At 61.3% G+C, this 13,986-nt stretch carries 9 protein-coding genes; all 9 read right to left on the minus strand.

What is annotated here, in order from left to right; translation table 11 throughout:
- Positions 1–100: 100 nt before the first annotated feature.
- The gene (locus J3Q04_RS13925) at positions 101–3,196 is read right to left on the minus strand and encodes an MdtB/MuxB family multidrug efflux RND transporter permease subunit (RefSeq protein WP_434611191.1); all 3,096 of its coding nucleotides are present in this window, start codon (positions 3,194–3,196) and stop codon (positions 101–103) included.
- Positions 3,193–4,509, minus strand: a complete 1,317-nt coding sequence (locus tag J3Q04_RS13930) for an MdtA/MuxA family multidrug efflux RND transporter periplasmic adaptor subunit (RefSeq protein WP_420766777.1) — start codon at positions 4,507–4,509, stop codon at positions 3,193–3,195. Before J3Q04_RS13930 ends, J3Q04_RS13925 begins: the two co-directional genes overlap by 4 nt.
- Positions 4,510–4,699: 190 nt before the next feature.
- Positions 4,700–5,200, minus strand: coding sequence for a thiol peroxidase (gene tpx, locus J3Q04_RS13935; RefSeq protein ID WP_420766776.1), 501 nt, complete (start codon positions 5,198–5,200; stop codon positions 4,700–4,702).
- Between the two features lie 106 nt (positions 5,201–5,306).
- Complete coding sequence (locus J3Q04_RS13940) at positions 5,307–5,978, minus strand: DUF3313 domain-containing protein (protein WP_434611188.1); 672 nt, start codon at positions 5,976–5,978, stop codon at positions 5,307–5,309.
- A 199-nt stretch (positions 5,979–6,177) separates the two neighbouring features.
- Positions 6,178–6,975, minus strand: a complete 798-nt coding sequence (locus J3Q04_RS13945) for a transglutaminase family protein (protein WP_434611186.1) — start codon at positions 6,973–6,975, stop codon at positions 6,178–6,180.
- Positions 6,972–7,922, minus strand: a complete 951-nt coding sequence (locus tag J3Q04_RS13950) for an alpha-E domain-containing protein (RefSeq protein ID WP_420766773.1) — start codon at positions 7,920–7,922, stop codon at positions 6,972–6,974. The genes J3Q04_RS13945 and J3Q04_RS13950 overlap by 4 nt, the downstream gene beginning before the upstream one ends.
- 3 nt (positions 7,923–7,925) lie before the next feature.
- Positions 7,926–9,335 carry a circularly permuted type 2 ATP-grasp protein gene (locus J3Q04_RS13955; protein WP_420766772.1) on the minus strand — a complete coding sequence of 470 codons (1,410 nt, stop codon included), beginning with the start codon at positions 9,333–9,335 and terminating at the stop codon, positions 7,926–7,928.
- A gap of 583 nt (positions 9,336–9,918) precedes the next feature.
- Positions 9,919–11,964: a TonB-dependent siderophore receptor gene (locus tag J3Q04_RS13960; protein ID WP_434611183.1), complete on the minus strand. Its 2,046-nt coding sequence runs from the start codon at positions 11,962–11,964 to the stop codon at positions 9,919–9,921.
- Between the two features lie 243 nt (positions 11,965–12,207).
- Positions 12,208–13,977 carry a sodium:solute symporter family protein gene (locus J3Q04_RS13965; protein ID WP_420766770.1) on the minus strand — a complete coding sequence of 590 codons (1,770 nt, stop codon included), beginning with the start codon at positions 13,975–13,977 and terminating at the stop codon, positions 12,208–12,210.
- Between the last annotated feature and the right edge of the window lie 9 nt (positions 13,978–13,986).

Here is a 13,986-nt window from a genome sequence, read left to right on the forward strand (position 1 = left end):
CTCCCGCTTGAGTGCGCAGCGCTCACAAAAGGGGCCGCTGCGCAGCCCAGCGGGAGCAAGCTCCCTCGCCACGAAAAGCCCTGGCACGGCACGAAAGCCGTCATACCCGCACCTCATCGGCCTCAGGCCTGACGAACCGCCGCCCCAGGCGATCGAAGTACAGGTAGATCACCGGCGTGGTGAACAGCGTGAGCACCTGGCTCACCAGCAGGCCGCCCACCATCACCAGGCCCAGGGGCTGGCGCAACTCGGCGCCGGAGCCGGTGGCGAGCATCAGCGGCACGGCGCCGAACAGCGCAGCGAGGGTGGTCATCAGGATCGGCCGGAAGCGCAGCAACGCAGCCTGGTAGATGGCGGTCTGCGGGTCCATGCCCTGGTTGCGCTCGGCGTCGAGGGCAAAGTCGATCATCATGATCGCGTTCTTCTTGACGATACCGATCAGCAAGATGATACCGATGATCGCGATCATGCCCAGGTCATTGCCGGTCAGCATCAATGCCAGCAATGCGCCGATGGCCGCCGAGGGCAAGGTGGAAAGAATCGTGATCGGGTGAATGTAGCTCTCGTAGAGCACGCCCAGCACGATGTACATGGTCACCACCGCCGCCAGGATCAACAACAAGGTGCTCGACAGCGACGCCTGGAACGCCTGCGCCGCGCCCTGGAATTCGGTCTGCACGCCGACCGGCATGCCGATGTCCTTCTGCACTTTCTCGATGATATCGACAGCGTGCCCAAGGGCCACGCCCGGTGCCAGGTTGAACGACATCATCACCGCCGGGAACTGGCCAATGTGAGCAATCGCCAACTGCGCCTGACGTTCTTCGACCCGGGCCAGGCTCGACAGGCGGACTTGCCCGCCGTCGGTGGTCTTGACATGGATCTGCTCAAGGGCCTGCGGGCCGATCTTTTCCCCCGCCTGAGCCTGCAGCACCACGCGGTATTGGCTGGCCTGGGTATAGATGGTCGAAATCTGCCGCTGGCCGAAGGCGTCGTAAAGCGCATCGGTGATGTTCGACACCGACACGCCCAGTCTCGATGCGGCGTCGCGGTCGATCACCAGGTAGACCTGCAAGCCCTTGTCCTGCAAGTCACTGGCGACGTCGGTGAGTTCCGGCTGTTGCACCAGGGCTTCGACGAGCCGCCCGCTCCAGAGGCTGAGCAATTCGGCATCCGGCGACGACAGGCTGAACTGGTATTGGGTACGGCTGACCCGGTCTTCGATGGTCAGGTCCTGCACCGGTTGCATGAACAGCCGGATGCCCACCAGTCGGTCCAGTTGCGGTTGCAGGCGGGCGATGATCGCGCTGGCGCTGTCGTCCCGTTCACTGTGGGGCTTGAGGTTGATCAGCAGGCGGCCGCTGTTGAGCGTGGCGTTGTCACCGTCCACGCCTATGTAGGAAGACAGGCTTTGCACGGCGGGATCGGCGAGGATGACCTTGGCCAATTGCTGCTGGCGCTCGCTCATGGCAGCGAAGGAGATCGATTGCGGTGCCTCGGAAATGCCCTGGATCACGCCCGTATCCTGCACCGGGAAAAAGCCCTTGGGCACGGCCAGGTACAACACCACGGTCAACACCAGGCTACCCACCGCCACCAACAGCGTCAGCGGTTGGTGCTTGAGTACCCATTGCAACTTGCGCCCGTAGGCGGCGATCAACCAATCGATCCAGGCGCCGCTGGCGCGGTAGAAGCGGCCCTGCTCCTCTTCCTTGGGTTCACGCTTGAGCAGCCGCGCGCACATCATCGGCGTCAGGGTCAGGGACACCACCAGCGAGATAAGGATCGCCACCGCCAGGGTGATGGCGAATTCGCGGAACAGGCGACCGACCACGTCCGCCATGAACAGCAGCGGAATCAGCACCGCGATCAGCGACAGTGTCAGGGAAATCAAGGTGAAGCCGATCTGCCTCGCACCCTTGAGCGCCGCCTGCATCGGGCTGTCGCCCTCCTCGATGTAGCGGGCGATGTTCTCCAGCATGACGATGGCATCGTCCACCACAAAACCGGTGGCGATGGTGAGGGCCATCAGGGTCAGGTTGTTGATGGAGAAACCGGCCAGGTACATGACGCCGAACGTACCGATCAATGACAGCGGCACGGCCACCGACGGGATGATCGTGGCACTGACCCGGCGCAGGAACAGGAACGTCACCATGACCACCAGGGCAATGGCGATGAGCAATTCATGCTGAACGTCGGTGACCGAGGCGCGGATGGTCTGGGTGCGGTCCGTTAGCACGGCAACGTCCAGGCCGGCCGGCAGGTTGTCGGTGATGCTCGGCAACATCGCCTTGATCCGGTCCACCACCTCGATGACGTTGGCCCCTGGCTGGCGCTGGATATTGAGCAGCACGGCCTGGTTTTCGTTGGCCCAGGCGGCGAGGCGTTCGTTCTCAGCGCCATCGACGATCTCTGCGACGTCCTTGAGCCGCAGCGGCGCGCCGTTGGCGTAGGCCAGGATCAGTTCGGCGTAGTCCTCGGGCGAGGTCAACTGATCGTTGGCATCGAGCATCGAGACTCGGGTCGGACCGTCGAAGTTGCCCTTGGGCTGGTTGACGTTGGAAGCGCCGATCAAGGTGCGCACATCCGCCAGGTTCAAGCCCGCGGACGCCAGGGCTTGCGGATTGACTTTGATCCGCACGGCCTGGCGCTGGCCACCGGCGATGGTCACCATGCCAACGCCGCTGATCTGCGCAATCTTCTGCGCCATGCGCGTGTCCACCAGATCATTGAGCTTGGGCAGCAGCATGGTCTTGGAGGTAATCGCCAGGGTCAGCACCGGGGTGTCGGCCGGGTTGACCTTGTTGTACACCGGCGGCGCCGGCAGGTCGGTGGGCAAAAGGTTGGTAGCGGCGTTGATCGCGGCCTGCACCTGCTGCTCGGCGACATCCATGTTGATGTCCAGATTGAAACGCAGGGTGATCACCGATGCGCCGCCGGAACTGGTGGAGGCCATCTGCGTCAGGCCCGGCATCTGCCCGAACTGACGCTCCAGCGGCGCGGTCACGGCGCTGGTCATCACGTCAGGGCTGGCGCCCGGGTACAGCGTCATCACGCGGATGGTCGGGTAATCGACCTGGGGCAGTGCCGACACCGGCAGCAACCGATACGCAATCAGACCGGCCAGGACAATGGCCAGCATGCTCAGCGTGGTGGCGACCGGGCGAAGGATGAACAGCCGCGAGAGATTCATGCGCCGCCCTTTTTCGCCTTGTCGGCCATGGCCGGCTCAGTCGGGGCCGCGGCGGTCTTGCCCTGCAAATGCTCGGTCGGCGTGGTCGGCACCTCCTGGCTGTCGTTGACCACTTCCACTTCGCTGCCCTCTTTCAGGCGGTCGGTGCCTTCGAGCACCACCCTGTCGCCAGCGGCAAGCCCCTCGGTGACGACCGTCCTGTCGCCATCGCTGGCGCCGATCTTGAGCTTCTTGATGGTGACTTTCTTGTCGCCATCCAAGGCATAGACGAATGTGCCGTTGGTGCCGAACTGGATGGCGGCGGTCGGCGCAAGGACCACGCCTTTGAGCGTGTCGGCCAGCAGGCGCACGTTGACGAACTGGTTGGGAAACAGCGACTGGTCGCGGTTCTCGTAGCGAGCCTTGAATTTCAAGGTGCCGGTGGTGATGTCGATCTGGTTGTCCAGGCTTTGCAAGACGCCGCTGGCCTGCAGCTTCACATCACCACGATCCCAAGCCTCGACCGGCAGTTTCGCCCCGCCGCGATAGCGGGCGAGCACGGTTTCGAGGTTGTTCTCAGGCAGCGTGAAGACAACGCTGATGGGTTGGGTCTGGGTGATGACGGCCAGGGCCGTGGTGTCATTGGCCGCTACCAGGTTGCCGATGTCCAGTTGACGCAACCCTACGCGGCCGCTGATCGGCGCGCGGATCTTGGTGAATTCCAGGTTGAGCTTGGCGTCGTTGACCGCCGCCTGGTTGGTCTTGACCGTGCCCTGGTACTGGCCCACCAGCGCAGCGGCGGTGTCGAGGGTCTGCTTGGCGATGCTGTCCTCGGCATACAAGCCGCGATAACGCTCGAGGTCGACCTGGGCGTTCTTCAATTGGGCCTGGTTCTGCAGCAACGTGCCTTCGGCCTGGAGCAAGGCGTTCTGGTACGGACGCGGGTCGATCTCGGCCAGCAGGTCCCCGGCCTTGACCATCTGCCCTTCCTCGAAGGCGATCTTTACCAATTCGCCGCCCACGCGGCTGCGAACATTGATGGTATTGAGCGCGGTAACCGTGCCCAGCGCCTTGTAATACAGCGGAAAATCCCCGGTCACCGCCGGCGCCACCCGAACCGGGATCGGGCCCGTCGCACCGCCAAAGCCTGGCCGCATGCCGCCCGAACGCCCCATATGCCCGGCCGCGCCTTTCTGCCCTGCTTCGTTGTTCGAGCCAGTGCCGGCAGGCCAGAATTTCCAAGCCAGCAACGCAACGGCCAAGAGGATGAGCAGGCCGAACAGCCAGCGACGAGATTTACGGGAAACAGAGGATTGCATTGAATGGTCAACCATTGGGCGCGTGGGCTTCTTCTACAGGAGGCTGAACGATAAGCACTGGCGGGTATTTAGCAAAGCGCCTTTACCGGCAATTTACCTTGGGCTTACCTTTCTCATACTCGGCTAAGGCCTTGAAACACAAATGAAAACGGCCTGGTCAGGCCAGGCCGTTAACAATTGTAATAAATACTTTGTTTCGGAACAGTTATTTCAGGGCTGCGAGCGCCGCCTCGTAGTTCGGCTCTTCAGCGATTTCCTTGACCAGCTCGCTGTGCAGCACGGTGTCGTTTTCGTCCAGCACCACCACGGCGCGGGCAGTCAGGCCTTTGAGCGGGCCGTCCGCGATGGCGACGCCGTAGTTCTCGATGAACTCGGCACCGCGCAGCGTGGACAGGTTCTGTACGTTTTCCAGGCCTTCGGCGCCACAGAAGCGGGCCTGGGCGAACGGCAGGTCGGCGGAAATGCACAGCACCACGGTGTTATCCAGGTCGTTGGCCTGGGCGTTGAACTTGCGCACGGAAGTGGCGCAGGTCGGGGTGTCGACGCTTGGGAAAATGTTCAGCACTTTGCGCTTGCCCGCGAAGTCTTGCAGGGACACGTCCGACAGATTGCCGGCAACCAGAGAAAAGGCTGGCGCCTTGGAACCGGCTTGTGGCAATTGGCCGTTGACTTGGACTGGGTTGCCTTTGAGGGTGACTTGAGCCATGAACGGATTCCTTCTGACAGGTTTGAAAACAGTGAGGCCGGAGTTAACCATGAAATGGAGCTCCGACCTATGCCTGCACACAAAAAGTCACGAGTGGCGGGGCCCGCTATTTAGCCTTGAGCTGCAAATACGACTGGTGCAGATCTGAGGCCCAGCCGTCGATCACCCCTTTGACATCATCGGGCTTCATGACCTGGGACTCGTTTGACAACGGCTTACCCGTGCCCTTGCGCACCACCTGTGCGACCACCGCATTATTGCCACCGTCCAGAAACACCGCTTCGGTGCCCAGCGTGGTTTCCTGATCGCGAATGCCGCTCGCCGTACTGACCGCGGCGGCCACCAAGGCAATCGGAATCACTTCATAAGGTTTGAGCCCCTCGGTCTTGCTGCTGACCGCGGTGATGGCCGCCCGTACTACCAACACACCCGGCCCGGGACTGGTCGCCAGAGGCAACGACCTGCCCGCCTCCCGCTTGAGCGCCTGGTCGTAGTAGCTGGTAATGCCGGCCAACGTGCCGGCGGGAATCTTCACGGTCGGTTGCGGCTTGGGATAGAGCTGCGTCGGCTCGATATACACACTGGAGTATTTAGCCAGATCGATCTGCGGATCGACCCAACGCATCACTTCGGCCCCCGAAGGCGACTTTTCTTCCTTGAGGCGGCTGTAGTCTCCCAGGAAGCCGGAGTATTCGTCCGGCTGGGTGACTTTGCTCGAGCAGCCCATCAGCGCGAGCGAAGCGATGCAGACAGTGCCGATCATGGACGCGAGTTTCATGCTGTTACTCCTGTAGGCCACACCTGAGGAGGGGCGGAACTACAGGTATAGCCAATGCGCAGGGTTTTGCCTGTTCAGTAGCCGTATAGAGGTTGGATATGCCTGCCTCATCGCGAGCAAGCTCGCTCCCCCAGGGTTAACTCGAACCTTTGGGGAAACGAGCCTGCTCGCGAAGAGGCCTTAGGCTTCAATGGTCAAATTACTGATGCTGCACCTGAACCATCGAGCTTACCTGCACCCGCGCGTGCATCTGCTCCGCCCCGCCACCACGGCGCATGCCGCGAACCGGACAGGCGTCAAGGTAATCCAGGCCAATCGCCAACTTCAAATGGCGGTCGGGACGAAGCAAGCGATTGGTCACGTCAAAGCTGTACCAGCCGTCATCCAGCCAAGCCTCGGCCCAGGCGTGGCTTGCCAGATGGCTCTCGTCCTCGGTACACAGATAGCCGGACACATAACGCGCCGGCACGCCGAGGCTGCGGGCGCAGGCCACGAACGCATGGGCATGGTCCTGACAGACCCCGGCGCCACCGGCGAACGCCTCTGCCGCCGTACTGCTGACGGCAGTAGTGCCGGGGCTGTAGGGCATGCGATCGGCAAGGCCATTCATCAAGTCGGCCAACGCAGCACGGTCACGGCGTGCGCCACATTGCGCCACGGCGAAAGCGCTGAGGATGTCGTCAGCCAGGGTGAGGCGGCTGGTGCGCAGGAACGGCAGCGGTGATTGGGTATCGGGCTCCATTTCCACTGTCTGGTCGATCTGCACTTCACCATAAGCGGTCAGGATCAGGGCGCCGTGAGGCTCGTCCATGGTCATGACGTGCAGGATATTGCCGTACGGGTCGAGCTGGCTGCGCACCAGGCGCGGCAATTCAAGATGCCATTGCAGGATGGTCTGGCGTCGGGTGTCCTTGGGCGTCAGGCGCAGGAACTGGATGCTCGTGCAGACCTCGTCGGCATAGCTATAGGTCGTGTCGTGGCGGATGGACAGTTTCATACGACCTCCAGATAGGCGTCATGAATGGTCTGGCCCAAGTGGCGGATCTGGCCAATCAGCTCGGTCAACCATTGGTGCAGGCCCGACGCGAGGATCTCGTCGATCCCCGAATAACGCAGCCGCGCATTCAGCTCGGCGGCCAGCCGCTGCGCCGGCCGACCGTTATTGCCCGGCAGGCTGGCGAGAATATGGTCCAGTTCTTCAATGCAGGCGTGCAGCGAGCGTGGCACGTCGGCCCGCAGCAGCAACATCTCGGACACCTGCTCGGCATTCGGCGCGTTACGGTAGATCTCATTGAACGCCTCGAACGAAGACAACGCCCGCAGCAACGCACTCCACTGGTAGTAACCGCGCGCCGAGTTGTCGCTGACCTCTTCCGATTCTTCGCCGAACATCTCGTAGCGCGCATCCAGCAGCCGCAACGTGTTGTCGGCGCGCTCGATGAACGTCCCCAGGCGAATGAAACAGTAGGCATCGTTGCGCATGATCGTGCCCGACGTCGCGCCACGGAACAGGTGCGAACGCTCCTTCACCCATTCGCAGAAATGGCTGATGCCATAACGGCCCAGGCCGTTGCTGGCGATGCTGCGCATCTCCAGCCAGGTGGCGTTGATGTTCTCCCACATGTCCGCGGTGATGCGTCCGCGCACGGCATGGGCGTTGGTCCGCGCCGCCCGCAGGCAACTGTAGATGCTGCCGGGGTTGGTTTCGTCCAACGCAAAGAAATGCAGCATGCGCTCGGTGTTGAGGGTGTCATAACGGGCGTTGTAGTCATCCAGCGTACCGGCCGCCAGCAACGACATCGCCAGCTCGGCCTGACCATCGCCGCGTCCGGCCTGGGGCATCAGCGACAGCGAATAACTGACTTCGAGCATGCGTGCCAGGTTCTCGGCGCGCTCCAGGTAGCGGGACATCCAGTAGAGGTCCGATGCGGTTCTTGAAAGCATGTCTTAGTCCTCCACGACCCAAGTGTCTTTGGTACCGCCGCCCTGGGACGAGTTCACCACCAGCGAGCCCTCGCGCAGCGCCACGCGGGTCAAGCCGCCGGGCACCAGACGGGTTTCCTTGCCGGACAGCACGAAGGGACGCAAGTCGATGTGGCGTGGCGCGATGCCGCTTTCGACGAACGTCGGACAGGTGGAAAGGCTCAAGGTCGGCTGGGCGATATAGGCCTCGGGCCGGGCCTTGAGGCGGGCCCGAAAATCTTCGATCTCCGCTGCGGTGGCAGCTGGCCCGACCAACATGCCGTAGCCGCCGGAACCCTGGGTTTCCTTGACGACCAAGTCGGGCAGGTTCGCCAGTACGTGGGACAGGTCCTGGGGCTTGCGACACTGCCAGGTCGGCACGTTCTTCAGGATCGGTTCTTCGGTCAGGTAGAAACGGATCATGTCGTCGACGTAGGGATAGATCGACTTGTCATCCGCCACGCCCGTGCCGACGGCGTTTGCCAGCACCACATTGCCTGCACGGTAGACCGCGATCAGCCCCGGCACGCCGAGCATGGAATCAGGGTTGAAGGACAGCGGATCGAGGTAGGCATCGTCCAGGCGACGGTAGATTACATCCACCTGCTGGGGCCCGGCCGTGGTGCGCATATAGACATGGTCGTCACGCACGAACAGGTCCGCACCTTCCACCAGCTCCACTCCCATTTCCCGGGCCAGGAACGCGTGCTCGAAATAGGCGCTGTTGAAACGCCCCGGCGTCAGGACCACGGTGGTCGGGTTGTCCAACGGGCTTGAGCTTTTGAGCGTGTCGAGCAACAGGTTCGGGTAATGATCGATGGGCGCTACGCGCTGGGCGGCGAAGAGTTCGGGGAACAGGCGCATCATCATCTTGCGGTCTTCGAGCATGTAGCTCACGCCACTGGGCGTGCGCAGGTTGTCCTCCAGCACGTAATAGCTGCCATCGCCATCGCGGACCAGGTCGACGCCTGCGATGTGGGCATAGATGCCTCGGTGCAGGTCCAGGCCCTGCATCGCAATTTGATAACCCTCGTTGGCGAGCACCTGCTCGGCGGGGATGATGCCTTCCTTGAGAATGCGCTGGCCATGGTAGATGTCGGCCAGGAACATGTTCAGGGCCTGGACCCGCTGGATGCAGCCGCGTTCGACGATTTGCCATTCGCTGGCCTTGATGCTGCGCGGAATGATATCGAACGGGATCAAGCGCTCGGTGCCCTGCTCGTCCCCATAAAGCGTGAAGGTGATGCCTGCCCGATGAAACAGCAGGTCGGCTTCACGGCGGCGTTGTTCCAGCAGTTCCAGCGGCGTGTCCGCCAGCCAGCGCGAGAATGCTTGGTAGTGCGGGCGGCAGTCACCCTTCGCGTCGTACATTTCATTGAAAAAAGCGTGGGGCATAGCCAACTCCCAGCCGTGTCGTACACGGCATTTCTTATTACGTCGTCATTCCACCAAGTACGGCCTTGCCTCGTTTATGAGCCCTGGTTCTTTGAATACCTCGTCAGGCATGGGTCTCTGATCAGGCCTTTGCGTCTGGATGACGTGCGCCCCTTTTTTATATTTGCGTATCGAAACTCCTTTCTGCTGGGTCTCGTGGAGCCGTAGCAAGGGCTGTGCCTAAGTGCGGCGGATTGAAGCAATGCTGGAAAAACCGGCGCAAAGCGGTGAAAAAGCGAAATTTATTTTTGATTTCGCGACGAAAAGAGATTCGAGCCCTGAAACGCTGACTCCAGTTTCAAGCGCCGGCACAGCAAACGGGTCGAATCGGTGCAAACAGACGGGAAGTCGAGGCCGAACGCCCCGAAAAGGGGAAATTATTACTCACCGCTAAAGCGCTGCGCTTGGCTCAACCATAGCTCACGAGCGAAGACTTCGCTGAAAGAGCGCTTCGTTGGAAGCGAGCTTGCGCGAAGATAGCCTGAAGCCAGAAACAAAAATGCCCGGACATGGTTGTCCGGGCATTTTTGTTGGCGCGCTGCGATCAGAACGTCACGCTGGCACTCAACCTGGCGGTACGCGGCTCGCCGACGGCGACCTGAAGTTCGCTGCCGGTGGATGACGGGTAGTATTGCTTGTCGAACAGGTTATCGACGTTCAACTGCAACGACGTCTTGTGCCCGAACACCGGCGACTCCCAGCGCAGGAAAGCGTCGGCGACGGTGTAGCTGCTGAGCCAGAAATCGTTGGCGTTGTTGGCGGCGCGCTCGCCGACATAACGGGCGCCGGCACCGGCGTGCCAGGCACCGAATTCGGCCGGGACGTTCAGGTGGTGGCTCAGGTACAGGCTGGCGGTGTGCTTGGGGGCGTCGGCCAGACGATGGCCTTCATCGTCCGGATCATCAAGGATCTCCGTGTGGGTATAGGCGTAGGTGCCGATCAAGTCCCAACGTTCGGCGAGGCGACCGGTGATATCGAGTTCGAGGCCTTGGGAGCCAACTTTGCCAGCGGCTTCTGCCAACGTTACGCCGTTGACCGTAGAGGACGTCACGACGTTTTTCTTCACGATATCGAACAGGGCGAGGTTGATATTCAGGCCCGGCAGCGGATCGTATTTCGCGCCGACTTCGTAGCTGCGGCCCTCCTCCGGCTTGAAGGTATGACTACCCTCGTCCACCACGTCGTTAGGCTTGAACGAGCGACTGTAGTTGCCATATAGCGACAGTTCTTCCGTGGCTTTGTAGACCAGGCCGAGGAATGGGACGAAGGCGTCTCCATTATCGTCGCGAACTGGCTTGGCAGGGACGAGTCCCTGCGTCGTGTATTGATCGTAATGCTGATAACGACCGCCAAATACAAGGATCCAGCGGTCGTCCAGGTGCCAGTTGTCCTTCAGATACACCGAACTGGAGGTCAGCTTGTTGCTCAGGTTGCTCTGCGCAGCATTCACACGACTTGGCTCATCCAGGCCACCGTACACCGGAGTCGTAGGGTCGAAACCTGCTTGGTTAGCGCCACGGTAAGTCTTGCCCCGAAACTGGTCTGAAACCTGGTTGTCGACCCCGACCAACAGATCATGACGCTGGCCGAACAATTCTTGATTGCCAATGAAGTCCCAACTGGCGTAGCGGGTTTCATCGTCATAATGGGCACCGTTGGCGGCGCGCTGAAGGACACCATTCGACAGGCGCGGCTGGGCAATCGAAAGGCTGTAACGGTCATTGTTCCAGCCGTAGGTCACCCGCGTCTTCCACGCCTCGCTCAGTTCATACTCGAACCGCGCGGTGGCGGTTTCGCGGATGCCAACGCTTTTGGCCCAAGGTTCATCCAGGCGCTTGTCATAGTCGATGTCGGCCGGATGTCCATTGGTGAACATCGTCCCCCGGTCAAACGGGTTGGAATATTCGTTGTACTCATAACTCAAATTCAACGAAGCCCGCTCGCCGGTCCAGGCCAACGACGGCGCCACCAGCGTGCTCTCGTTAACCCCGTAGTTGCGCCAGTAATCCTCATGGCCGCGCTCGGCGATCAGGCGATAGGCCAATCCGGTATCGCCCAGCGGTCCGGTGGTGTCCAGGGCCATGGTGCCGCCGCCTTCGCTGTAGGCGGAACCGCTGAGCGTGGTGCTCTGGGTGTATTGCGGCTTCTTGCTGATGACGTTGATCAGGCCGCCAGGTTCCAGCGCGCCGTACAACATCGAGGCCGGCCCCTTGAGTACTTCGACCCGCTCGGTGGTGGCGCTGAAGTTATGGCCCAGGTTGGAACGCACGCCGTCGCGCAGGATCGAGCCGTCGTCGTTGGTGCCGAAGCCGCGCTTGACCAATGAGTCCCGCGAGCCGCCCAGGGTGTTGCCCTGGCTGACGCCGCTGACGAACTTCATCGCGTCCTCCAGCGAGCGCACCTGATAGTCCGCCAGCGTCTGCTGAGTGACTACGTTGATCGATTGCGCCTCTTCCTTGATCGGTACATCGCTCTTGCTCGCCGTGCTGGCTTGCGTCGCCGTGTAGCCCTCGTCCTGAATGATCCGACTGCCTTGCACATCCGTAGTGGGCAGTTCGAGGGTGTCCTGTGCCCTCAAGGGGCTGGCCATGAAACAACAGGACAGCGCAGGTAAAACACATTTGACGAGGGCGTTGCGGTAGGCGAAAGGGGTGAAACGATTCAAGACGCGCACTCACAGAGGGTTGGAAATGAGAGCGAATATACTTTGAGAATGATTCCCAGTAAATCTTTCCAACATTTCCACGCTTGACTCTGAATGCATTAAAGGGCGCCGGAGGATGACTCCGGCGCCCTTTATCGGTCCCCTCTCCGTTTTGGGGCTCGTTGAAGGTCAGTGATCGATGGCGGCGCCGGCGCCCCTCGGTACGCGGATATCCTCCACCAAGTGCTGGATGTGCTCCGGTGGCGGCGCGGTGAAGCGTGACACCACCAGGGCCGCCAGGAAGTTGAATACCATGCCCAATGTGCCGATGCCTTCAGGGGACACACCAAGCCACCAATGTTCAGCCGTGTTCATCGTCGGGTTGATGAATTTGAAATAGACGATGTAGGTGAACGTGAAGGTCAGCCCGACGATCATCCCGGCAATCGCGCCTTCGCGGTTCATGCGCTTGGAGAAGATCCCCATGACGATGACCGGGAAGAACGAAGACGCCGCCAACCCGAAGGCGAACGCCACCACCTGGGCGACGAATGCGGGTGGGTAGATGCCGAACAATCCGGCGATCAATACCGCCACACCGGCCGCGATACGCGCCGCGAGCAACTCCTGCTTCTCGTTGATCCTGGGCATGATGTTGCTTTTGAGCAGGTCATGGGAGATCGAGGTGGAGATCACCAGCAACAGCCCCGCTGCCGTCGATAGCGCCGCCGCCAGCCCACCGGCAGCGATCAAGGCAATTACCCAACCGGGCAGCCCGGCGATTTCAGGGTTGGCCAACACCATGATGTCGTTGTCGACATACAGCTCGTTGGGCACCGGCGAAAGCTGGTTCTTGAGCAACCGCTGCTCATGCGCCCCACGTTCGCCGGTAAAGCTCGGCGCCCCGACCAGCGCCGCCCCAGGGCTGTACTGGATGATGCCGTCGTTGTTCTTGTCCGCCCAGGCAATCAGTCCGGAATTTTCCCAGGCCTTGAACCAGTCCGGCGCGGTGGCATAACTGACGTTGGGGATGGAGGTCAGCAGGTTGGTACGAGCGAACGCTGCCACCGCCGGTGCGGTGGTGTAGAGAATCGCGATGAACAGCAACGCGTAGCCGGCAGACTTGCGTGCGTCCCGGACGGTGGGGGTGGTGAAGAACCGCACGATCACATGGGGCAGGCCCGCGGTCCCCACCATCAGCGCCATGGTGATGAAAAACACGTCCATGGTCGACTTAGTGCCATTGGTATAGGCAGAGAAGCCCAACTCGGCGCCCAGGCCATTGAGCCGTTCGATCACACTCTGCCCCGAGCCGGCGGCTTCGCTGATGAAGCCCAGCTGCGGGATCGGATTGCCGGTGATCATCATCGAGATGAAAATGGCCGGCACCATGTAGGCGAAGATCATCACGCAGTACTGCGCCACCTGGGTGTAGGTGATGCCTTTCATGCCGCCCAGCACCGAATAGAAGAACACGATGGCCATGCCGATCATGACGCCGGTGTTGATGTCCACTTCCAGGTAGCGGGAAAACACGATGCCTACGCCGCGCATCTGCCCCGCCACGTAGGTAAAGGAAATGAAGATCACGCAGATTACCGCCACCACCCGCGCCGTCTGCGAGTAATAACGCGCCCCAACGAACTCGGGCACGGTGAACTTGCCGAATTTGCGCAGGTACGGCGCCAGGCACATCGCCAGGAGGACGTAGCCGCCGGTCCAGCCCATCAGGTAGACGGAACCGTCGTACCCCGCGAAGGCGATGATCCCCGCCATGGAAATGAACGACGCCGCCGACATCCAGTCCGCACCGGTCGCCATGCCGTTGAGCACGGGGTGCACGCCCTTGCTGGCGACGTAGTATTCACTGGTGGAGCCGGCCCGCGTCCAGATCGCGATCGCGATGTACAACGCAAAGGTGGCACCTACGACCAGGTAGATCAGGGTTTTTGTGTCCATGTGCGCCGC

The sequence above is a fragment of the Pseudomonas sp. D4-21 genome (assembly GCF_051132125.1).
Classification (GTDB): Bacteria; Pseudomonadota; Gammaproteobacteria; order Pseudomonadales; family Pseudomonadaceae; genus Aquipseudomonas.

What these genes read in the sequence shown, in the direction of transcription:
- J3Q04_RS13930 (WP_420766777.1), bottom strand. Translation starts at nt 4,509, where the DNA reads ATGGTTGACCATTCAATGCAATCCTCTGTTTCCCGTAAATCTCGTCGC.
- J3Q04_RS13950 (WP_420766773.1), bottom strand. Translation starts at nt 7,922, where the DNA reads ATGCTTTCAAGAACCGCATCGGACCTCTACTGGATGTCCCGCTACCTG.
- J3Q04_RS13925 (WP_434611191.1), bottom strand. Translation starts at nt 3,196, where the DNA reads ATGAATCTCTCGCGGCTGTTCATCCTTCGCCCGGTCGCCACCACGCTG.
- J3Q04_RS13945 (WP_434611186.1), bottom strand. Translation starts at nt 6,975, where the DNA reads ATGAAACTGTCCATCCGCCACGACACGACCTATAGCTATGCCGACGAG.
- J3Q04_RS13960 (WP_434611183.1), bottom strand. Translation starts at nt 11,964, where the DNA reads ATGGCCAGCCCCTTGAGGGCACAGGACACCCTCGAACTGCCCACTACG.
- J3Q04_RS13965 (WP_420766770.1), bottom strand. Translation starts at nt 13,977, where the DNA reads ATGGACACAAAAACCCTGATCTACCTGGTCGTAGGTGCCACCTTTGCG.
- J3Q04_RS13955 (WP_420766772.1), bottom strand. Translation starts at nt 9,335, where the DNA reads ATGCCCCACGCTTTTTTCAATGAAATGTACGACGCGAAGGGTGACTGC.
- tpx (WP_420766776.1), bottom strand. Translation starts at nt 5,200, where the DNA reads ATGGCTCAAGTCACCCTCAAAGGCAACCCAGTCCAAGTCAACGGCCAA.
- J3Q04_RS13940 (WP_434611188.1), bottom strand. Translation starts at nt 5,978, where the DNA reads ATGAAACTCGCGTCCATGATCGGCACTGTCTGCATCGCTTCGCTCGCG.